This is a genomic window from Streptomyces sp. NPDC030995 (assembly GCF_055571215.1).
Genome location: NZ_JBVIFS010000010.1, coordinates 199,472 through 220,349 on the forward strand (window position 1 = coordinate 199,472; position 20,878 = coordinate 220,349).

The 20,878-nt window shown below is 69.6% G+C and carries 17 protein-coding genes; 9 read left to right on the top strand and 8 right to left on the bottom strand.

The features are described from left to right. Window positions 1-80: 80 nt before the first annotated feature. From ACZ45T_RS17940 to ACZ45T_RS17950, 3 genes are all read right to left on the bottom strand, one after another. Complete coding sequence (locus ACZ45T_RS17940; protein WP_468442252.1) at window positions 81-767, bottom strand: hypothetical protein; 687 nt, start codon at window positions 765-767, stop codon at window positions 81-83. A 108-nt stretch (window positions 768-875) separates the two neighbouring features. After that, the gene (locus tag ACZ45T_RS17945) at window positions 876-1,181 is read right to left on the bottom strand and encodes a hypothetical protein (RefSeq protein ID WP_468442254.1); all 306 of its coding nucleotides are present in this window, start codon (window positions 1,179-1,181) and stop codon (window positions 876-878) included. 534 nt (window positions 1,182-1,715) lie between these two features. Then, entirely contained in the window at window positions 1,716-3,200 is a 1,485-nt protein-coding gene (locus ACZ45T_RS17950) for a methyltransferase domain-containing protein (RefSeq protein WP_468442256.1), read from the bottom strand. 124 nt (window positions 3,201-3,324) lie between these two features. Between ACZ45T_RS17950 and ACZ45T_RS17955 the strand changes: the two genes are divergently transcribed. The 4 genes from ACZ45T_RS17955 to ACZ45T_RS17970 all read left to right on the top strand — a co-directional run bounded on the left by ACZ45T_RS17955 (window position 3,325) and on the right by ACZ45T_RS17970 (window position 8,005). Next, window positions 3,325-4,101, top strand: a complete 777-nt coding sequence (locus ACZ45T_RS17955) for a hypothetical protein (protein WP_468442258.1) — start codon at window positions 3,325-3,327, stop codon at window positions 4,099-4,101. Between the two features lie 531 nt (window positions 4,102-4,632). Then, the gene (locus ACZ45T_RS17960; RefSeq protein ID WP_468442260.1) at window positions 4,633-5,844 is read left to right on the top strand and encodes a cytochrome P450; all 1,212 of its coding nucleotides are present in this window, start codon (window positions 4,633-4,635) and stop codon (window positions 5,842-5,844) included. 270 nt (window positions 5,845-6,114) lie between these two features. Further along, window positions 6,115-6,948 carry an SAM-dependent methyltransferase gene (locus tag ACZ45T_RS17965; RefSeq protein ID WP_468442262.1) on the top strand — a complete coding sequence of 278 codons (834 nt, stop codon included), beginning with the start codon at window positions 6,115-6,117 and terminating at the stop codon, window positions 6,946-6,948. A 220-nt stretch (window positions 6,949-7,168) separates the two neighbouring features. Next, window positions 7,169-8,005 (top strand): SAM-dependent methyltransferase, encoded by an 837-nt coding sequence (locus ACZ45T_RS17970; RefSeq protein ID WP_468442264.1) that lies wholly within the window; start codon window positions 7,169-7,171, stop codon window positions 8,003-8,005. Window positions 8,006-8,499: 494 nt separating this feature from the next. Here ACZ45T_RS17970 and ACZ45T_RS17975 read toward each other — a convergent pair whose 3' ends face one another. Further along, window positions 8,500-9,054, bottom strand: a complete 555-nt coding sequence (locus ACZ45T_RS17975) for an EF-hand domain-containing protein (protein WP_468442266.1) — start codon at window positions 9,052-9,054, stop codon at window positions 8,500-8,502. A 1,129-nt stretch (window positions 9,055-10,183) separates the two neighbouring features. Then, a complete protein-coding gene (locus ACZ45T_RS17980; RefSeq protein WP_468442268.1) occupies window positions 10,184-11,350 on the bottom strand; it encodes a magnesium and cobalt transport protein CorA in 1,167 nt (388 codons plus the stop codon). Window positions 11,351-11,501: 151 nt separating this feature from the next. Between ACZ45T_RS17980 and ACZ45T_RS17985 the strand changes: the two genes are divergently transcribed. Then, entirely contained in the window at window positions 11,502-12,623 is a 1,122-nt protein-coding gene (locus ACZ45T_RS17985) for a winged helix DNA-binding domain-containing protein (protein WP_468442270.1), read from the top strand. A 45-nt stretch (window positions 12,624-12,668) separates the two neighbouring features. Beyond that, window positions 12,669-14,372: an AMP-binding protein gene (locus ACZ45T_RS17990; RefSeq protein WP_468442272.1), complete on the top strand. Its 1,704-nt coding sequence runs from the start codon at window positions 12,669-12,671 to the stop codon at window positions 14,370-14,372. Between the two features lie 67 nt (window positions 14,373-14,439). Here the strand turns inward: ACZ45T_RS17990 and ACZ45T_RS17995 are convergent, their stop codons facing one another. Together ACZ45T_RS17995 and ACZ45T_RS18000 are read right to left on the bottom strand one after the other, a co-directional pair. Then, complete coding sequence (locus ACZ45T_RS17995) at window positions 14,440-14,928, bottom strand: glutathione peroxidase (RefSeq protein WP_468442274.1); 489 nt, start codon at window positions 14,926-14,928, stop codon at window positions 14,440-14,442. 39 nt (window positions 14,929-14,967) lie between these two features. Beyond that, entirely contained in the window at window positions 14,968-15,849 is an 882-nt protein-coding gene (locus ACZ45T_RS18000) for a hypothetical protein (protein ID WP_468442276.1), read from the bottom strand. 257 nt (window positions 15,850-16,106) lie between these two features. Between ACZ45T_RS18000 and gcl the strand changes: the two genes are divergently transcribed. Further along, window positions 16,107-17,894, top strand: coding sequence for a glyoxylate carboligase (gcl, locus tag ACZ45T_RS18005; protein ID WP_468442278.1), 1,788 nt, complete (start codon window positions 16,107-16,109; stop codon window positions 17,892-17,894). Between the two features lie 161 nt (window positions 17,895-18,055). Here gcl and ACZ45T_RS18010 read toward each other — a convergent pair whose 3' ends face one another. After that, the gene (locus tag ACZ45T_RS18010) at window positions 18,056-18,637 is read right to left on the bottom strand and encodes a TetR/AcrR family transcriptional regulator (RefSeq protein WP_468442280.1); all 582 of its coding nucleotides are present in this window, start codon (window positions 18,635-18,637) and stop codon (window positions 18,056-18,058) included. Between the two features lie 174 nt (window positions 18,638-18,811). Between ACZ45T_RS18010 and ACZ45T_RS18015 the strand changes: the two genes are divergently transcribed. Both ACZ45T_RS18015 and ACZ45T_RS18020 read left to right on the top strand, forming a co-directional pair. Further along, on the top strand, window positions 18,812-19,924 hold the full coding sequence (locus ACZ45T_RS18015) for an agmatine deiminase family protein (protein WP_468442282.1): 1,113 nt from the start codon (window positions 18,812-18,814) through the stop codon (window positions 19,922-19,924). Continuing rightward, the gene (locus ACZ45T_RS18020; RefSeq protein ID WP_468442284.1) at window positions 19,921-20,853 is read left to right on the top strand and encodes a nitrilase-related carbon-nitrogen hydrolase; all 933 of its coding nucleotides are present in this window, start codon (window positions 19,921-19,923) and stop codon (window positions 20,851-20,853) included. The genes ACZ45T_RS18015 and ACZ45T_RS18020 overlap by 4 nt, the downstream gene beginning before the upstream one ends. The last annotated feature ends 25 nt before the right edge of the window (window positions 20,854-20,878 follow it).

Below are 20,878 nucleotides of genomic sequence, written 5' to 3' on the forward strand. Positions count from 1 at the left end.
GCGGGGCCTCTGGCTCAGGATTGGCCGGGGTCTCGGTGCCTTTCCGGGCGGCTGTGAATTCTGGCGCTCTCGGGTCAGCGTCAGCGGCGCGCTTGACGCTGACCCGGCAGCAGCCGGATAGCGAGTACGGATCCGTCGGCATGTACGGAGACGGGGCCGCCCCACTTCTCGTCCCAGGCGAGCAGGGGCCGGGTGTGGCGGGTTGCGTGCACGATGGCGCGGTACTCCTCGGCGCTCCCCTCGGAGAGAAGCCTGAAGAGGCTCGCGTCCACGCCGGAGAACGCCTCGACCCGGGGGCCGTTCAAGCGGAAGACGTGATCCGTGCCGGCGTACGTGTTTCCGAGGAGCTCGTGGCTGATGTCCTGGACGCTGGTGCTGGCAGCATGCTCGAAGCCGTCGAAGCGCTTGTAGCCCTGCCGGTCGGTCAGGTGACGGGCTGTGGCTTTGCCAGAGCCGGTGAAGGCCATGAGCCCGGCCGCCGCCGTGTGACCGAGAGTCTCCTGGAACCAGGTGTAGTACTTGGGTGTGACATGGCAGCCGGGTACGGGCTCGGGTATCAGGTCGCCCTCGGGAGGCGGCTGGATGCCCGGTATGGCGTTCTCCTGTACGGGCCCGGAGTCCAGATTCGCTTCCGGTTCTCCGGAAGGGCCGTCCAGCCAGCCGCCATGACCGGGGGCCTGGAGCGTGTGGACCGTCACGGTGCCGTCCGTCGGCAGCTCCGTGCTGAAGAGCAGGCTCGGGGTCTCGTTCCAATCACCAATGTGCACCGCATCAGCGTGGGCTGAGGCGGATGCCAACTGGCCTGCCGACGTCGCGGCGTTGCCGTGGTTGCCCTTGCATGCGATGGGGATGACGAGGGGCGGCTCACCGGGCCGCTAGACCTCGGCGAAGTACTGCGGACGATAGCGGTACTTGATCTTGTGACCCTTGTCCCTGCTGGTGAGGGCCCACCCCGCGCGCAGCACCGTGTCCGCGGGAACGATCGTCACGGAATGCTCGGGGAACCGTCGGCCCAGCAGGTGCTTCGCGAGAGTGAGGGCGAACCCGATGCCGAGCTCACCGGACTGCAGGTTTTTGTACTGCTCCGCGATCTGCCGGCCCTCGTCGCTCAGGCCGAGGAAGGAATCGACGCCGCCTTCCAGAGCCTGGTTGTACTTGAGCGACCCCCAGTGCTCGGCCAACCCCCGCCCGGCACCCCTCCCCGACAGCGCCGTCGCCCTGCCCAGCGTATGAAGGACGTCCCACCTCGGCCGCGATCTTGGACCGGTCGACCAGCGCCACGTTCGGCTGCGCGGCCACCAGCGGCCCGATCTCCTTCATCGCTGCCGCGAAGTCCTCGTGGGTGAAGCCCTCCTTCAGACTCCGGGAGGTTACCGACTGCCGCAGGATCTCGATCAACGAGCGCCCGTCAGAACCTCCTGGTACACCCGCCCCACCGCGAAGACCTCCGTGCGTCGGGTTCCGCTTTCAGAGCTCGCACCTCGCGCCACTGCCGCTCGTAGCCGATCACGTCCCCGCGGCTGACGAGGGTGGCCAGTTTGGTCGGCACGCTCATGGTGCCGACCAAACGGCGCAAGGCCGTGCGGACTGCATGCAACCTCCCGGAGTTGCCCCGCTTCCTGTAAGTCCCTCGTACTTGCCCGAGGCGCCTGACTTCGACTCCGGCCATAAATAGCTGATCAATTGAGCGGGCCGGCCGCACGGCTCCGACCGGGTCAGCGGGTGCGGCGGGGGCGGGCGATGAGCATGACGCCGTTGTCGGTGAGGCTGTCGGCGCCGGTGGCGAAGTGCTCGGCCAGGGGTGCGAGAAGGGCGGCGCGGAGCTGGTCGCGTCGGGCATGGCCGGTGTGCCAGAAGTCGGCGAGCGCGTCGGCGGCGGCCTCGGCCTTGGCCTGGGGGCCGGGCTCGGGGAAGGCGACGCGTACCGCGACCGGGTGCAGGGCGATGTCCTGGAAGCCGTGCGCGGCGAGGGTTTCGGCGGCCAGGGCCAGGAGGTAGCCCTGGTGGTCGGGCCGTTCGCCGGCGAGGGGGGCGCAGATGCGGTTCCACAGACCGATGAGTTCGTTGTCGGGTGATCCCTGGACGAGGACCACCTTGGCCTGGGGGTGGGTGCGGTCGACGACGCGTGCCATCTCGGTGACGGCGGCGCGCGGGTCGTCGGTGTAGTGGAGCATCCAGGTCGCCACCGCCGCGTCTGCGCAGGCGTCCGCTAGGGGGAGTTGTTCGGCGCAGCCGGGCAGGACGGTGACCCCGTTGGCGAGCAGGGTGCGCATGCCCTCGATGCGGGCGGCGTGCGGCTCCACGGTCGTGCAGGTCCCGAGGCGCTGGGTGATGGCGGCGACGACCGCGCCGCTGCCGCCGCCAATGTCCACGACGTGCTGGTTGGCGGCCAGGGCGTCGACAACGGGAGCGATGTCCTCGCGTTGGAAACGGGCTTCCAGGCCGAGCCAGCCGTCCTGGGTGAGCTCGTGTGGGCCGCGGTAGTCGACGGGGTGGGGGTAGGGAGCGGCCAGCGCGTGGGCGGGGATGGCGGATCCGCCGGGCTTGCGGGCGTGGATGAAGAGGTGCTCCTCGGCGCCCATGCCGGGAAAGTCTGGATGGAAGGTGCTCAGCTGGTCGTGGAGGATCTCAAGCCCCGCTGCGCGCAGGCGCTCCAGATAGACCTCGGCCGGGTAGCTGGTGGCGGTGACGTTGTGGCCCATCCACTCGATCGGGGTGTTCTCGGCGTCGAACGGGACGGTGGCGAAGATGAAATAGCCGCCGGGGGCCAGCCAGTCGGAGATCCGCTTCAGCGTGCTGTCGAGGTCGGCCCGGTTCATCTGCAGGAGCGGGAAGAACGCGCACACCGCGTTCCAACTGCCGTTGCTGTAGGCAACGGTGCGTACGTCGACCTGCTCGAAGCGAGCAGCGGGTACCTGGGCGCGGGCGAGGTCCACCATGGTCGCGGACACGTCGATTCCCAGCACGTGATGACCGACGCTGGCGAGGAGGTCCGCGGTCGGGCGTCCCGTGCCCGAACCGATATCCAGGACGCGGGACTGGGCGGGCAGGCGTGCGGCGAGCCAGTCGATCGCGGCCAGCTGCTCGGGCAGGTGAACGTAGGTCTGTTCGTACGTCAGGCCGAGTTCGTCGAACGGGCGGGCGGCGAGAGCGGCCGAATCCAGGTACGCCGACGGGGTGCGGGTCACTTCAGTGGTCATCGGGAGCGGTCCATTTCCATGGTCAACAACACATCGCCCCGGAGACTACACTGCGGAATCATTCAATCACGCACCGTGTTTTACGGTGCGATTTTCCCATGCCCCCTTTCAGGAGTCCGCACCCGTGTCCAGCACCACCGAGACCGGCCACGCCGCCTACTTCCGCTTCCGCGATGACCTCCTCGGCCCGTCCCGCAACCGAGTTCTGAGCGGTGCCGAACTGTGCGAGGCGGGCCTTCTCATCTACGGCCGGCCCGAGGGCCTGTCCCTGTACGGCGTCACCGCCCCCGACATGGAAGCCAAGGACTTACGGTTCCTTGGCCGCACCACCATCGAGTGCTCCATTGACGAGTACTCGGCGGCCGTCGCCGACGCCGTTGCCGAACTGCGCAGCGGCCTCCCGCCAACCGAGGACGGCATGGTCGTGGACCTGTTCTGCGGCTCCGGGAACTTCGGCTTCCACCTCGGACAGCGCCTCGGGCTTCCCGTGTTCGCCTCCGAGCTCGACCCGGACGTGCACCGGGCCACCCGCCACAACCTCGATACCCTCGGCTCCACCATCGACCTGCGGCTGACCGACTACCGCGTCCTCCTCGAGTCCCTGACCCCTCGCGGGCCCTACGACACATACGTGGTTGAACCCCCTTGGGGCCCTGCGTTCACCGCCGCCGGGCTCGACCTCGAAGCCACCTCGCCGCCGGTGCCCGCCATCCTCGACGACATCCGCCGCCACCGCGCCGGCCGGCCCTGCTTCATCGCCATCAAGACCAACGACCAGATCGCCCACGACTCCCTGGCCACCGCGTTCCGTGGCGCCACCCACCTGCGCACCGTCACTCCCACGCCCACCCTTCCCTACGGGGCCAACATGGATTTCCACCTCTACCAACTCGCCGGCTGATCCGAAGGACTGGGCAGCCCACTGCTGCGAGCGCCCCCCGGTCCACGCAGGGCCTTCGCCGCGGTGCCTGACGGGCGCGGAGGAGGCGGCGGACCGGGTGCTGGGGGTGGCGGGAGGGCTCGGGCGCAAACATGCGCCGATGCGGCACTCCGGCATCCGCTGCGGCAGGTGGCGCCAGTTCCCGCGCCGCCGCCACGATCACAACCAGGCGGCGACTGCGGCGAGTTGAGCACCACGGCGAATGTGATCCGTTGGGTTGAAGCGCCAACCATAAATAGCTCATACCGGGCGCCTGACGGTCACCGCGACACGATTGCTCGCAGACGGGGCGGTCCACACGGTGCACAGGCGCGAGGCCGGTCCCGGGGACCGTGCCAACCGATCCGGCCTGACCTGAAGCAGGGATACATGATCGAGGAGATGGCGGGCGCCACAGCTGAACCATTGGCTGAGCACCGCCCCGATGTCCAAAGAGTCCCGGCTGCGGGTGCGCCCGCGGCCTGCCCGGTGGCACCAGCGACCGGGAGTGCGGTGGTACGTACCGGGCTGCACGGCGCTCGCGACCCGTACGCCGTCTACCGGCGGCTGCGCAGCGAGCACCCGGTCTGCTACGACCCCGATCTGGGGCTGTGGATCGTAGCCCGCTACCGCGAGATCGAGCAGGTCCTGCGTGATCCGCTCACCTACGGCAATGCCGACACCCTGGCACCCGTTTGGCCTTTGGACCCCGCGGCGCTCCATGCCCTGGAGAGCGTCGGCGGCGTGCCGGCGGTTTCCACCACCGATCCGCCGGGTCACGCGCGACTGCGCGCCGCCGCGACCGCCGCGTGGCCCACCACTCCGCGCCAAGTCGCCGCGTTGAAACCGCTCCTGGCCGCCTGCTCCGACACCGTGGTGGCCGCGTTCGCCGCCAGGTCTGCCCGGCGCGCGGACCTGGTCGCGGACCTTGCCCGCCCCCTGTCCGCTGCGCTCATCACTCAGCTGTGCGGAATCTCCTCGGACGACCACGGGCGCATCGCGTCCGCCGCCGCGTCCCTGACGCGTCTGGTCTGGGACAGGCTTCCGCCCGCCGAACAGTGCCGCGGGGTGGCCGAGCTCGCCTGGCTCAACCGCTACTGCACCGCCGTGATCGAGGACCGGGCTCGCTCACCCCGCCAGGACGTTCCCAGCGCCCTGCTGTCCTGGCGAGGCCCCGAAGGACAACAGCTCACTGAGAATGAGGCGGCATCGCAGCTCGCCGAACTGCTGCTCACCAATGCCGAGACGACCCCTCTACACCTCGCGAACACCAGCTACCACCTGCTGCGCAGCGGTGCCTTCACCAACCTGGCCACGCACCCCGAAGACATTCCAGCTGCCTGCGAGGAGGCTCTGCGCTACGACACTCCCATCACCGGCTGGCTCAAGGCCACCCGTCGTGAGGCTCGCCTCGGTGACGTCTCCATCCTCTCGGGACAGCGATTGCTGCTCCTTCTCGGCTCTGCCGCCCACGACGAGTCCACCGGCCTGCGGAACCCGGAAGCCTTCGACCCCGGTCGCACCGACGCCCCCGCATCGTTGGCCTTCTCCCTCGGCATCCACTACTGCCCCGGCGCCGCATTCGCCCGTACCCTCGCCGAGCTGACGATCGCCGCACTCACCCGGCATCTGCCCGCTCTACGCCTCGAGGAGGCAGACGAGTCCGGCTGGGCACGCAGTGACCTGGGGATGCGCGGCCCCAGCCACCTGTTCGCCACCTGGTGAAAACCGCACCCGTCGTCGCTCACAACGACCGACGGGGCCGAGCAGCACATAAGCCTGGCCCTCGACGACCGCCCGGACCTGCTCCACCGTCGCCGCGCCCAGGAAGCCGGGCCCGCAACACAACTTCCTTCATCATCGCGATCGGTGACACGGCCGCACCGCCGTTGATTCGGGTCTCGGTGCCGCCGAAGACCTCGCCGACCCCCTAGCAAGCTCAACCCGACCCAGGAGTGCCTCATGACCTCAGCCCCGCCCCTCGAGACAGCCACGATGCCAACGTCGCAGGAAGTCGGCGCGTGGTACGACACTGCCGACAGCCTCTTGAAGCTGATCAGCGGCGACAGCTTCCACTACGGCATGTGGCTGAAGGACGACGGCACCCCGGCCACCCGCAGCCAGGATCTGATGACCCAGGCCCAGGACCGGATGACCGACTTCTTCACCGATCTGCTGCGGCCCCAGCCCGGCCAGAGCCTGCTCGACGTCGGATGCGGCCACGGCACCCCCACCATCCGGGCCGCCCAGCGCACCCGCACGCACTTCACCGGCTGCAGCATCAGCCAGGCCCAGGTCCAGGAGGCCACACACCGGGCAGCCACCGCCGGAATGGGTGATCGCGTGCGCTTCGAGCACGGTGACGCAATGGACCTGCCCTATAAGGCAGCCACCTTCGACGGGGCGTGGGCGCTGGACAGCTTCCCCCACCTGAGCGACCCCGTCCGCGCACTGCGCGAACTGCGCCGGGTGGTACGCCCGGGAGCGCCGATCCTGGTGACCTTCTACACCCAGCGCGTCGCCCCCACCGATGCCGAACTCGCCATGATGGGCAGCTTCACCTTCTGTCCGCTGCCCACCGCCTCCGAGGTGATCGACCAGATCCGCGAAGCCGGCCTGGAACTGGAGCAGTACCGCGACCTGACCGCGCACGTAACCCTCAGCAGTCGCCTCTTCTCCCACATCTACCGGGAGAACCGGCAGGCCATCGCCAACGAACTCGGCCCGGACTTCGCCGAGACGATGGACACCGCCATGCCCCAACTTCTTGACTTCCTCAAGGACAAGACCGGATACGTCGCCTGTCTGCTGCGCAGCCCCGAAGCCTGAGGCGCCGGCCAGTTCCGCGCGGCTGCCCTGGCGGGCGGGCCCGCTCGATGCTGGACAGGTACTGGAAGAACTCCCGCCTGGACGTGCGCCCGCCGAAGCGCATCTCGGATGCCCTTCGGCCGGAGTCAGGGCGACAGAGGCCCTGCTCCTTGGCAAGGGAACGGCCCTTCCCAGACCTTCGTGCCAGGAATCCTCGTGACAGAACAGGAGTAAGCAGGACATGGACATGGTGACGGAGACAGATGGACTCAGCGGGCAGGAGGTCGGGGCCTACTACGACGCCGCCCTCGCTGGTTTCGCAGCCGTGCACGACGGCAGCATTCACGTCGGCTACTGGAGCCGGGGCGCGGCCTCGCTACCCCAGGCTCAGACCCATCTCACCGATGTCGTACTGGACGCATGCCACGTACGGCCGGGCAGCCGGATCCTGGACCTGGGATGCGGGCAGGGCGGCCCGGCCATCCATGCCGCCCAGCGGCAGAATGTGCACGTCACGGGGGTCACCGTCAGCGCGGGTCAGGTGGCGGAGGCGACCGCAGCAGCCGAACAGGCCGGCGTCACAGGTTCAGTGACCTTCGCCGGCGCCGACATGACGCACCTTCCGTTCCCCGACGCGTCCTTCGACGGAGCCTTCGCGATCGAGTCGCTGCTCTTCCACGTAACCGACAAGGCCGCCGCGTTCGCCGAGATCGCCCGGGTACTGCGCCCGGGAGCGCCGCTCGTAATCGCCGACTACGTGTTGACGCACGAGATGTCGGCGCAGGATCGCCGCCTGGCGGCGGAGATGCTGTGCGCGGCCCCGCTGGACACGATGGAGCAGGTGAAGGGCCTTGCCGTGGAGGCAGGGCTCGCCCAGATCCGGGTGACACCGATCACTGCGGAGGTTCGAGCCACTGCGGCGTACTTGATCAGGGCCGTGACGGCACGCCAGCAGGAGCTCGTCGCCTGCGTCGGCCAGGAAGGCCTTGAGGCGGTCAAGGCTGCCGTGGGCCAGTACAACCGGATCTATCTTGAAGCGCAGGACTACGTCCTGCTGGAGGCGCGCCGCCCCTCCTGACGGGGGTTGGGCCTCGCCCGGGGGTCCTCGGCGCTCCCACGCATCGAGGACCGTCACGGTTCTCGGGATCCCGCATCCGCGTTGACCGTCTTCGCGGTCATCCTCATCAATGCCGCGCCTCAGGGCGCGGAAACCTACGACGGACTCCCCAGGGAGTACCGGAGCGACCCGCAGGCGACGAAACGCTGCTGCTTGGTCGTGGTCCCCTGAAAAATGGTGACCCGGCTCAGGGCCCGCGCGGACCGGCCGAAAGCATTCGGCATCAGGCAGTCGCACGGACGGGAACGGCTGCGAACAGACAGCGACCCGAAGCCGTCGCCAGGAATCGGCGTCGGTCCGTGGATGGGTGCTGCAGTATGCGCGATCCCTGTGGGCGCGTGTGCCTGGCCACGCACCCCGACGACCTGCCGTGCGGAGTCTTGCGGGGTTTGGTAGGGCGAGGGACCTTGCGGCGCGCCGGTGGGCCCCTCGCCGGCGGTGTGGAAGACGATACGTCAGCTGAGGGTGTTCGCCGGGGCCAGGAGGTAGTTGCCCGGCGCGTTGGGGTCGGCGCTGAGGCAGAAGTCCCGGATGGCCTTTCGGTGCTCCTCGAAGCTGATCACTCCGTCCCCGTCCAGGTCCAGCAGCTGGAACGCCTCCCCGGCGTGCTCGGCAGAGAGGCCCAGCGCGTCGCACATCGCCACGTACCCCTGGCGGCTGAGCACTCCGTCGCCGTCAGTGTCGAGCGCGTTATGGACCGACTCGGCGATCGTCATGACGGCACCCTCGAAGTGCTCGGGGGCGGTGACGTTGACCTCCATAACAGTGATGAACTCGGTGCGTGAGACCTGCCCGTCGCCGTCGGTGTCACCGTGCTTGAGCAACAGCTGCCACCACTGCTCGAACGCGTTGCGGATGGCCGTGACGTTCTTGTGGTCATCCGGCGCGGCGACCTGGGCGAACACTGAGGCCGTCGCCTGCATGTCAGCCTGCGTGAGCTGCCCGTCGTGGTCGTGGTCGAACCAGTCGAACAGAGAGCTGAACTTCTGGTTCTTCAAAGCAGTCGTCATTATGGCTTCCTCAATCCATGAACCGCCCATTCACGAGGGCGGAGTTGCGTGGGGAACGTCGGGAACAACCACGGCCGAATTCCGCTGATGCGTGTGTGGTCCACCGCTGCGTGTGAAGGTGCAGTACACGGACACGGGAAGCGACGGAGGGTCACACTCCGGGTCCACTCGCGGTCCGCGTGACCCGGCACGGTCCGCCCCGTGTCGGACCACTGCCGTGCGAGTTCGTTGAAGACCGGTTCCACCTGGAGTGGCAGAACCGCTACCTCGTTGGTGGCCTCAAAGTGGCGCATCGTCGCCGTCACCCCTGGTGAACTGCTGCGGGGGTGGGCAGGACACGGGCGCTAACCGCATTGAGGCCACCCCTCCCGCGCCCGCATCGCCGTACGCCTCCCCCCAGCGGGAGCCGACGGACCCATTGGCCAGTCAGCGTGGACGGAACACGGTCGGCCGATACGGGGACTGCAGCAGACCGCCGAGGACCAGAAGACAATTCTGGGGCCCGAAAGGCTTTGGTTCCCGCTCCCCAGGGACGTCTGACCCTAATCAGGGACGGTCAGAGCGTCTGCGCCAACCCCGGGAGGGGGCAGACGCCGGGACAGCCGTAACGGTCAACAGCCACCAGAGCAGACCAAAAAGCGGCCGGCCCGGAGTACCCGAGCGCGAGCTCACAGCAGGTTGCCGGCCGAGGGTGTCTGCTCGACTCCGTGGGCACGGTGCGGTGTATGGCGAGTTGCTGAAGCCTCGCGACTGGCGTCGCTCGCACGGACGACACTTGCGACAGGTCAGGGCGTTCTGACCCTGGGGCCTGTCGGGGACGGCAAGTGCATGGAGGTCACTGTCTGTGATGCGCCGCAGGGTCGGCGGGCTCTGCAGGGAGCGCCGAACAGGAAGCCGGGCGGGCTCGTTGCGGCGGGCGCAAGGCGCGGACTGCCATTCGTTTCTCCCCGGATTCCCCCCAGAGCTTTCCGACACCCAAAAGAGGCTGGTCACGGGCTTGTCGGGGGCAGGGCGAGGAGATCACCCGCATCTATTCCCCCCAGGAACCCCCCACGGCCGCTTGTGGGGCGCTCTGCGAGTGATGCGAAAGCTAAGTGCGAATGATTGCTGAGGGTGATGTGATGGCCGCTTAGAGCCAGTCCCGCCGCTTGAAAATTACATACAAACTGACGCAAACCATCCCCATGAGGCAGATCGCAAGGGGGTATCCGAGGCTCCAACCCAACTCAGGCATGGACTCGAAGTTCATGCCGTAGATGGTTCCCACGAGTGTGGGTGCAAACAAAATGGCAGCCCACGAGGAGATCTTCTTGATCTCCTCGTTCTGTTCGAAGCCGGCTTCGGCGAGGGCGCGCATTTCGGCGTTCTGTTGTTGGGATACCAGGGTGGAGTTGACCGTCAGGATTTCGGTGAGGGCTTGGCGGAAGCCGTCCACGCGTTCGCTGGTGTGAGTGACGTGGTCGGCCACGTCGCGGAGGTAGCGCTGGAGTTCCTCGTCCGTGCCGTACTTCGCGAAGCCAGCCATCAGGCCGTGCAGCATGCCGACCAGGGGGCGGGTGGCGCGTTGGAACTCCACCATTTCGCGGGAGAGTTCGTAGATGCGGCGGGAGACCGCCGGGTCGCCGCGGAAGACTTCCGTCTCGATCTCGTCGATGTCGGTCTGGACGCCCTCGACGACCGGGGCGTAGCCGTCGACCACCGCGTCGAGGATGGCGTACAGGGCGGCCTCGGGGCCCAGGGAGAGGAGTTCCGGGGATTCCTCCATGCGGCGGCGGACGCTGGAGAGGTCCGGGGCGCCGCCGTGGCGGACCGTGATCAGGAAGTCCGGGCCGACGAAGATGTGCAGCTCGCCGAACTCGACCTCCTCCTGGGCGTCGAGGTAGCGGGCGGCGCGCAGGACCACGAAGAGGGTGTCGCCGTAGCGCTCCAGCTTGGGGCGCTGGTGGGCTTCCAGGGCGTCCTCTACGGCGAGTTCGTGGAGGTTGAACTCGGCGGCGAGGGAGTGGAGTTCGGGCTCCGTGGGGCGGTGCAGGCCGATCCAGGCCATGCCGTCGGGCTCTTCGCGCAGCTGTCGGAAGGTGTCGGCCAGGGTGGCGGGGGAGGCGACCCGGCGGCCGTCGCGGTAGACGGCCGAGTCGATCACGCTGCGGTGGTTCGGGGAAGTGGTAGCCGGCGGTGCGGGCTGCGGGGCGGGCGGCGGTCCCGCCGGGGGCGTGGTGGGCGGGGAGGCGGGGCGGCGCCATCCCGTGCGCTTCGCGGCGGACGGCGAGGGGCGGCGGTCTGGGCGCTCCGACATCGCAGGTCAGCTCCCGGTCGAACGTGTTTACGGGCAAGGGGCAGGATATAGGGGGAAAAGGATGCGGGGTGTCGGGCAACGTCGTTTCCCGTCGGCTCCGGTTGTGGGGTTGCGGACAGAAGGTGTCCGCAAGGAGGGTTAGCTTGCTGTCATGGCCTCCAGGACGATGCATCCCGTACTCGACACCCGCGCTCTGAACCGTGCCACGCTCGCCCGCCAGCTCCTGCTGAGCCGCGCCGAGATGTCCGCGCAGGACGCCGTGGCACACCTGCTCGGACTGCAGGCGCAGAACGTCAAGCCCCCTTACTTCCAGCTCCACGCCCGGCTCACCGACTTCCGGCCCGCCGAACTGGCCGGCCTCATGGAGTCCCGTGAGGTGGTCCGGATGGTGACCATGCGCTCCACCATCCACACCCACACCGCGCACGATGCCCTGACCCTGCGCCCGCTCGTCCAGCCCGCCCGCGAGCGCGAGGTCAACTACTTCCGCAAGGGGCTCGCCGGGGTGGACCTGGACCGGCTGGCGGAACGTGCCCGCGCGTTCGTCGAGGCCGAGCCGCGCACCATGGCCGAGATCCGCGAGGAACTGCTCGAAGAGTGGCCCGGCGCCGATCCCCAGTCCCTGTCCGTCGCCGCGCGCTGCCGGCTGCCGCTGGTCCAGGTCACCCCGCGCGGGGTGTGGGGGCGCAGCGGGCAGGTCAGGCTCACCACCGCTGAGAGCTGGCTGGGCAAGGAGGCGTGCCCCGCGCAGGCCGTGGATGACGTCGTGCTGCGCTACCTTGCCGCCTTCGGGCCCGCCTCCGTCAAGGACATGCAGGTCTGGGCGGGGCTGACCCGGCTGCGGGAGGCCTTCGAGCGGCTGCGGCCCGGGCTGGTCGCCTTCCAGGACGAGAACGGCGTGGAACTCTTCGACCTCCCCGACGCGCCCCGGCCCGACCCGGACACCCCGGCGCCGCCCCGCTTCCTCCCGGAATTCGACAACCTCCTGCTCTCGCACGCCGACCGCACCCGTGTGGTCGCCCCCGCGGCCAAGGGCCGCGCCTGGACCGGGAACCAGGCCCATTGCACCCTCCTCGTCGACGGGTTCCTCGCCGGCCTCTGGAAGCTGACGGGGGAGGTGCTCACCGTAGAGCTGTTCGGCGACGTCTCGAAGGCGGAACGGGAGGAGATCGTCGCCGAGGGGGAGCTCATGGCCGCCGTCATGGGCGAGGCCAAGGGCGGGGCTGGGGGCGGAGGTCGGATTTCCGTACGCTTCGGGTCAATCCGCGACTGACGCCGCTCTGGTGGTCCGTGGACCGGACGCGGCACGATGCCTGCCATGACGACCGACAGCACGCAGCACAGCGCCACCGCCCAGTTCCTGACCGCGCGGGACTTCCTGCTGGAACGCCGCGGTGACTACGAAGCCGCACACTCCGGATTCACCTGGCCCCGCCCCCACCGCTTCAACTGGGCCCTGGACTGGTTCGACCACCTCGCCGCCGGCAACGACGCGGACGCCCTGCGCATCGTCGAGGAGGACGGCACCAGCGAGGGCGTCACCTTCGCGGAGCTCGCCGTACGGTCCGACGCGGCCGCCAACTGGCTGCGCGAGCAGGGTGTCGCGCCCGGCGACCGGATCCTCGTCATGCTCGGCAACCAGCGCGAGCTGTGGGAGGTGATGCTGGGCGCGATGAAGCTGCGCGCCGTCGTCATCCCCGCCACCCCGCTGCTCGGCCCGGCCGACCTGCGCGACCGCGTCGAGCGCGGGCACGTCCGCCACGTCGTCGCGCGCGCCGAGGACACGGCCAAGTTCGACGAGGTGCCGGGCGGCTACACCCGGATCGCCGCCGGGCCGCAGGCTCCGGCCGGCTGGCGGCGGCTGGCGGACATGCACGATGTGAACGATGTGGCTGACTGTAATTTCAGTCCGGACGGGGAGACCCTCGCCACCGACCCGCTGATGCTGTACTTCACCTCCGGCACCACCGCCCGCCCCAAGCTCGTCGAGCACACGCACGCCTCGTACCCCATCGGGCACCTCTCCACCATGTACTGGCTCGGGCTGCGCCCCGGCGACGTGCACCTCAACATCGCCTCGCCCGGCTGGGCCAAGCACGCCTGGTCCAACCTCTTCGCCCCCTGGAACGCCGGCGCGACCGTCTTCGTCCACAACTACACCCGCTTCGACGCCGAGCGGCTGATGGCCGAGATGGACCGGCACGGCGTGACCACCTTCTGCGCCCCGCCCACCGTGTGGCGGATGCTGATCCAGTCCGACCTCACCAAACTGGCCAGTCCCCCGCGCGAGGCCGTCGCCGCAGGTGAGCCGCTCAACCCCGAGGTCATCGAGAAGGTCCGCGAGGCCTGGGGCATCACCATCCGCGACGGCTTCGGCCAGACCGAGACCACCCTCCAGGTCGGCAACTTCCCCGGCATGCCCGTCAAGCCCGGCTCCATGGGCCGCCCGGCGCCCGGCTACGAGATCGTCCTGCTGGACCCGGTCACCGGCAAGGAGTCCCCCGACGAGGGCGAACTCTGCGTGGACCTGCGCACCCGGCCCGCCGGGGTGACGACCGGCTACCGCGACGACCCGGAGCGCACCGCCGAGGCCATGGCGGACGGGCTCTACCGCACCGGCGACATCGCCTCCCGCGACGCCGACGGGTACCTCACCTACATCGGGCGCTCCGACGACGTCTTCAAGGCCTCTGACTACAAAATCAGTCCGTTCGAGCTGGAGAGCGCCCTGCTGGAACACGAGGCCGTCGCCGAGGCCGCCGTCGTCCCGGCCCCGGACGAGCTGCGGCTGGCGGTACCGAAGGCGTACGTCACGCTCGCGGGCGGCTGGGAGCCCGGGCCGGAGACGGCCCGGGCGCTGTTCGAGCACTCCCGCGCGGTGCTGGCCCCGTACAAGAGGATCCGCCGCATCGAGTTCGGCGAGCTCCCGAAGACCGTGTCCGGAAAGATCCGCAGGGTGGAACTGCGGGAGCTCACCGCGGCCGGCTCGGCGGGGGAGTACCACGAGGCCGACCTGGGCTGAGCGGTACGGGCCCGCGCGACCCGCGCCGGCGGACGTACGGCCCGCGCCGGCGGACGTACGGGCGTCCTTACGCGGGCAGGTGCGCCTCGATCGCCGCGATGACCTCGGCGGACTCGGGCTCGGTGCGCGGGCGGAAGCGCGCCACGACCTCGCCGGCGGGGGAGATCAGGAACTTCTCGAAGTTCCACTGGATGTCCCCCGCCTCACCCTCCGCGTCCGGGGTCTTCACCAGCTCCTGGTAGAGCGGGTGCCGGTTCTCGCCGTTGACCTCGGACTTCTCCAGGATCGGGAAGGTGACCCCGAAACCGGCCGCGCAGAAGGTCTGGATGTCCTCCGCGTTCCCGGGCTCCTGCTCACCGAACTGGTTGCAGGGCACGCCGATGACGGTGAAGCCCTTCTCCTCGTATTTGAACTGCAGGCGGGCCAGTCCCGAGTACTGCGGGGTGAGCCCGCACTGCGAGGCGGTGTTCACCAGCAGGATCGCCTTGCCCTTGTGGGCCGCCAGGCTGGTGGGCTCGTCGGACAGGGTGGTCAGCGGGATGTCGTACAGGCTCATCGGGCTCTCCTCGGCAAGCAGTAAGTAGCGCCTCCGAGATTAGGCCCCCGATCCCACCAGCTCGTCCGCCGGGTCGTTGACCGGCTGCGGCATGCCCGTGAGGTCCATCACGAACAGCGGTATCCCGAGATCGTCCGCGCGGGTGCGGGCCTCCTCCGTGTACCCGGCGAGCGCGAAGTAGACGCTCGTCGCGGAAGCTGTGAGTCCGTTCAGCCAGACGCACTCCACCGCCCGCAGCCCGGCCGGTGCGGTGGTCGGGTCCACCTGGGCGACCAGCCCCGGAGCCCGTAGGTCCACGGCCGCCGACGGGATCGGGCGCCCGTCGGGCTGTCGTACGTCCTGGAAGCCGAGCCAGCGCAGGTACAGCGCGGCCGTGGCCACGGCGTCGCGGGCCGTACGGATGGTCACCGGCCGGAACGCGGGCCGCGGCACGGGCGCGGTCGGCGGCAGCGGTATGTGCGCGGGCGCCGGCCCGGGGCTCGCCTCGGGCTGCGGATCCCGCCGATCCCGCCGATCCTGCCGATCCCGCTGCGGCAGGGCAGCGGAGGTGGCGGAGCCCCCGGAGCCCCCGGAGGCCGACGTCGCGGAGTCGGCGGACGGGCCGGGAGCGGACCTCCCCGGGCCCGGCGGCGGATCGGCCGGTCCCGGCCGGTGCTCCAGCGGGTGCACGGGAAGGCGCACCACCGTCCCGCACGATCCGCACCCCACCTCCGGATGCGGCCACTCGCTCTCCCGCCCGCAGGCCTCGCACCGCACCGCCACCCAGGTGTCCGACCAGGTCCGATGGGTCAGCGGCAGCGGTGGCGCCGCCAGATCCAGCGGGGGATGGACCGGGCTTCCGCAGGCGCACGGGAAGACCGGTGCGGTGTAGCCGTTCTCGCGCAGGCACGCCGGGCAGCGCACCGGTACCGCTTCCGCCATGAGACCTGGACCCCCTCCGTCGCTGTGCGTAGGTACATGTTCCACCACCGGCGACCACCGGGGCGAGGGAGCACGCCATTTCGGGTCATCGCCCCGGTCATTTGTGCAACCGACAGGGCGAGACGCGGCTTTTGGTGGCTTCCGAGGTCCCCTACTGCCTTGACGAGAGGGAGAGCCACGCATAGCTTGTTCCGTATAGCAGAACAAAACTTCCGGATTACGGAAAAGCCTGACCGTCAGACCCGCAGGAGAACTCGATGCCCCGTATGACAGCCGCCGCCGCTGCAGTGGAGATCCTCAAGCTCGAGGGCGTTTCGCAAGCGTTCGGCGTGCCCGGCGCTGCGATCAACCCGTTCTACCGCGAGCTCAAGAACGTGGGCGGCATCAACCACACGCTGGCCCGCCACGTCGAGGGCGCCTCGCACATGGCCGAGGGCTACACCCGTGCCAAGGCGGGCAACATCGGTGTCTGCATCGGTACTTCCGGCCCCGCCGGCACCGACATGATCACCGGCCTGTACTCGGCCATCGCGGACTCGATCCCGATCCTGTGCATCACCGGTCAGGCTCCGGTCTCGAAGCTCCACAAGGAGGACTTCCAGGCCGTCGACATCGCCTCGATCGCCAAGCCGGTCACCAAGGCGGCCACCACGGTCCTCGAGGCCGCGCAGGTCCCGGGCGTCTTCCAGCAGGCCTTCCACCTCATGCGCTCCGGCCGTCCCGGCCCGGTCCTCATCGACCTGCCGATCGACGTCCAGCTGACCGAGATCGAGTTCGACCCGGCGACCTACCAGCCGCTGCCGGTCTACAAGCCGACGGCCAACCGCGCCCAGGCCGAGAAGGCCATCCAGTTCCTGCTGGAGTCCGAGCGCCCGCTGATCGTCTCCGGTGGCGGCATCATCAACGCCGACGCCTCCGACCTGCTGGTCGAGTTCGCCGAGCTGACCGGCGTCCCGGTCATCTCCACCCTCATGGGCTGGGGCACCATCCCGGACGACCACGAGCTGAGCGCGGGCATGGTCGGCGTCCAGACCTCGCACCGCTACGGCAACGCGACCTTCCTGGAGTCGGACTTCGTCCTCGGCATCGGCAACCGCTGGGCCAACCGTCACACCGGTTACAACCTGGACGCCTACACCAAGGGCCGCAAGTTCGTCCACGTCGACATCGAGCCCACCCAGATCGGCAAGATCTTCGCCCCGGACTTCGGCTTCGCCTCCGACGCCAAGGCCGCCCTGGAGCTCTTCATCGAGGTCGCCAAGGAGCTCAAGGCCGAGGGCAAGCTGCCCGACTTCAGCGCCTGGGCCGCATCCGCGCAGGAGCGCAAGGCCACGCTGCAGCGCCGCACGCACTTCGAGAACATCCCGATGAAGCCGCAGCGCGTGTACGAGGAGATGAACAAGGCCTTCGGCCCGGAGACGCGCTACGTCACCACCATCGGCCTCTCCCAGATCGCCGGCGCGCAGATGCTGCACGTCTACAAGCCGCGCAACTGGATCAACTGCGGCCAGGCCGGCCCGCTCGGCTGGACCATCCCGGCCGCGATCGGTGCCGCCACCGCGGACCCGGAGACCCCGATCGTCGCGCTCTCGGGCGACTACGACTTCCAGTTCATGATCGAGGAGCTCGCGGTCGCCGCGCAGCACAAGGTCCCCTACGTCCACGTCCTGGTGAACAACGCCTACCTGGGTCTGATCCGTCAGGCGCAGGGTGGTCTGGGCATCAACTTCGAGGTCAACCTCGAGTTCGAGAACATCAACACCCCCGAGCTGGGTGTCTACGGTGTCGACCACGTCAAGGTCGCCGAGGGTCTGGGCGTCAAGGCGATCCGCGTCACCGACCCGGAGGAGCTGGGCGCCGCCTTCGAGCAGGCCAAGAAGCTGGCCCAGGAGTTCCAGGTCCCGGTCGTCGTCGAGGCCATCCTGGAGCGCGTCACCAACATCTCGATGAGCAAGACGGTCGACATGAGCGACGTCACCGAGTTCGAGGAGCTGGCCACCGAGCCCGGCCACGCCCCGACCGCGATCAAGGCCCTCCAGGTCTGATCGCAGCAGGTCCGGCAGGTCCGGCAGGTCCAGCAGGTCCCGTAGTCCCGTAGTCCCGTAGTGCACGGCGACCCTCGTTCCTCCTCCGGGAGGGGCGGGGGTCGTTCTGTGTCTCGCTCGCTGTGTCTTCGTCCCGTGGTCCTGTCGGGGCCGGACGGTAACTACTCGGGGCGGGGGCCCAGTTCCGCGTCCACCGCGCCGGTCAGCAGCTCGCGGGCCCGGTCCAGAGTGAGTGATCCGCTCAGCCAGCGCTCGCTCAGCCCCTCGACCAGGGCGGTCAGCCGCTCCGCGGCGTCGAGCGGCTCGGCGCGCAGGTCGGCGAGGCCGGCCGCCTGGGCGTCCGAGATCGCGTCCGCCGTGTCCTGGGACCACGAGCGGGTCGACTCGGCCAGGGTTTCGCGCAGGTCGGTCTCGAAGATGGCGCTGGCCCGCAACTCGCCCCAGGCGATGCTGTTCTCGCGGACCCGGGGGGTGTCCTGGAGCTCGCTCAGCAGGAGCTGGAGCAGGGCGGCGCGGGCGTCCTCGGTGTCCTTGAGCGCCTCGTCCGTGTAGCCGGTGGCGCGGTCGCTGATGAAGGCGAGGGTGCGCTGGATCAGTCCGGCGCGGTCCTTGAAGTGGTAGTAGATCAGCGCGGTGGAGACGCCGGCCTCGGCCGCCAGTTCCTCGACGCGCAGCCCTCTGACGCCGTTGCGCGCGATCACGCGTACGGCTGCTTCCAAGATCAACGCCTGGCGATCGGCCACTCTTGCTCGCACCTTTCGGTCGGATATCCCTTGACTGAGCTTTCAGTCAGGTCTCACGATAGCTCCCACCCGACATCCTGACTGGATTTTCAGTCCGCTCGCTCCTGACTGAAATTTCAGTCAGGGTGACTGGTGGGGCCGCCGGGCCACCACCGCACCGAAGGAGCCCCCCCGATGACCGCGACCCCATCCCCACGGCGCATGCCCGCCGAGTGGGCCGAACACGAAGCCTGTCTGATGGCCTGGCCGACCCGCCCCGAGCTGTGGGGGTCCGCCTTCGAGGCCGCCAAGCGCGAGTACGCGGCGGTGGCCCGCGCCATCGCCGCCTTCGAGCCCGTCGTCATGATCGCCGCCCCCGGCCGCGCCGAGGAGGCCCGCGCCGCCTGCGGCCAGGACGCCGGCATTGATGTCGTCGAGCTGCCCATCGACGACTCCTGGCTGCGCGACTCCGGCCCGATCTTCGCCTACGACCAGCACGGCGGCCGGATCGGCGTCGACTTCCGCTTCAACGCCTGGGGCGAGAAGCACTACCCCTGGACCGCCGACGACAAGCTCGCCGCCCTCCTCCTCGACCGCCTCGGCGTCCCCCGCGTCCACTCCTCGATGGTCCTCGAAGGCGGCGCCATCACCGTCGACGGCGAGGGCACCCTCATCACCACCGAGCAGTGCCTCCTGCACCCCAACCGCAACCCCCGCATGAGCCGCGCCGAGATCGAGGACGAGCTGGGCCGCCGCCTCGGCGTCGAGAAGGTCATCTGGCTCCCCTACGGCGGCCTGGAGGACACCGAGACCGACGGCCACGTGGACGGGGTCGCCGCCTTCATCGCCCCCGCCAAGGTGCTGGTCTCCCTCCCCGAGGACCCCGCCCACCCCGACCACGCCCGGATGCGCGCCAACCTCGCCGTCCTGGAGGCCTCCACCGACGCCCGCGGCCGCGCCCTGGAGATCGTCGCCCTCCCGCAGACCACCCACGGCGAGGTCGACGGCGTGCCGGTCGAGGTCGGCTACCTCAATTTCTACCTCGCCAACGGCGGTTGCGTGGTCCCGGTCGGCGGCAGCGCCGAGGACGAGGCCGCCCTCGCCGTGATCGCCGCCGCCGTCCCCGGCCGCAAGGTGGTGGGCGTACCGACCCCCGTCCTCGCGTACGGCGGCGGCGGAGTCCACTGCATCACCCAGCAGCTCCCGATCGCACAGCTCCCGATCACCCAGCTTCCGGCCACCCAGCAGCCCCCGGTCACCCCGCAGCCCGCGGTCACCCCGCAGCCCCCCAAGGAGGCGCGCGCGTGACGACGTACGCACTCCTCACCTCCTACGGCTCCCCGCTCGGCTCCCCGGCCCGCACCGAGCCCGCCGAGCGCGAGCTCCTGCGCGTCGGCCTCGTCCAGATGCGCTGGTACCCCGACGAGAAGGAGCACGACGACCGGCTGCGCGAGGGCGTGGCCATCGCCGCCGAGCAGGGCGCCACGATGGTCTGCCTCCCCGAGCTCACCCGCAGCCCGTACTTCTGCACCACCGACGACCCGACGGCCGCCGGCGCCGCCCGTTGCCTCGAAGACCTCGAAGACGGCCCGACCGCCCACCTGGCCGCCGAGCTCGCCACCGGCCTCGGCATCACCGTGCACGCCTCGCTCTACGAGCGCGCCGAGGACGGCGGCCTCGGATACAACACCGCCATCTGCGTGGACCCGGACGGCAAGTTGATCGCCCGGACCCGCAAGAACCACATCCCCGCCTTCCCCGGCTACCGCGAGGACCTCTGCTTCCGCCCCGGCGACAGCGGATTCCCCGTCATCGCCCACGCGGGCGCCCGCTTCGGCTTCCCCACCTGCTGGGACGAGTGGTTCCCCGAACTCGCCCGCGCCTACGCCCTGCACGGCGCCGAGATCCTCGTCCACCCCACCGCCATCGGCTCCGAGGTGGACCTGCCGGACTTCGACACCCGGCCCATGTGGGAGCAGGCCATCAGCGCCAACGGCCTCGCCAACGCCCTCTTCATGATCGTGCCCAACCGCACCGGCACCGAGGGCCGTTCCGTCTTCTACGGCTCCTCCTTCATCTCCGACCCCTACGGCCGGGTCATGCTGCGCGCCCCCCGCGACCGGCCCGCCGTCCTCGTCGCCGACCTCGACCTCGACCAGCGCCGCGACTGGCTGGAGTTCGGCCTGCTGCAGACCCGCCGCCCCGAGCTGTACGGCTCGCTCACCGAACCCGCGTAGCGGACCCGGACCCCTCCGCCAAGGA

What these genes read in the sequence shown, in the direction of transcription:
- ACZ45T_RS17950 (WP_468442256.1), bottom strand. Translation starts at nt 3,200, where the DNA reads ATGACCACTGAAGTGACCCGCACCCCGTCGGCGTACCTGGATTCGGCC.
- ACZ45T_RS17965 (WP_468442262.1), top strand. Translation starts at nt 6,115, where the DNA reads ATGCCAACGTCGCAGGAAGTCGGCGCGTGGTACGACACTGCCGACAGC.
- ACZ45T_RS17970 (WP_468442264.1), top strand. Translation starts at nt 7,169, where the DNA reads ATGGACATGGTGACGGAGACAGATGGACTCAGCGGGCAGGAGGTCGGG.
- ACZ45T_RS17975 (WP_468442266.1), bottom strand. Translation starts at nt 9,054, where the DNA reads ATGACGACTGCTTTGAAGAACCAGAAGTTCAGCTCTCTGTTCGACTGG.
- ACZ45T_RS17980 (WP_468442268.1), bottom strand. Translation starts at nt 11,350, where the DNA reads ATGTCGGAGCGCCCAGACCGCCGCCCCTCGCCGTCCGCCGCGAAGCGC.
- ACZ45T_RS17985 (WP_468442270.1), top strand. Translation starts at nt 11,502, where the DNA reads ATGGCCTCCAGGACGATGCATCCCGTACTCGACACCCGCGCTCTGAAC.
- ACZ45T_RS17990 (WP_468442272.1), top strand. Translation starts at nt 12,669, where the DNA reads ATGACGACCGACAGCACGCAGCACAGCGCCACCGCCCAGTTCCTGACC.
- ACZ45T_RS17995 (WP_468442274.1), bottom strand. Translation starts at nt 14,928, where the DNA reads ATGAGCCTGTACGACATCCCGCTGACCACCCTGTCCGACGAGCCCACC.
- ACZ45T_RS18000 (WP_468442276.1), bottom strand. Translation starts at nt 15,849, where the DNA reads ATGGCGGAAGCGGTACCGGTGCGCTGCCCGGCGTGCCTGCGCGAGAAC.
- gcl (WP_468442278.1), top strand. Translation starts at nt 16,107, where the DNA reads ATGCCCCGTATGACAGCCGCCGCCGCTGCAGTGGAGATCCTCAAGCTC.
- ACZ45T_RS18015 (WP_468442282.1), top strand. Translation starts at nt 18,812, where the DNA reads ATGACCGCGACCCCATCCCCACGGCGCATGCCCGCCGAGTGGGCCGAA.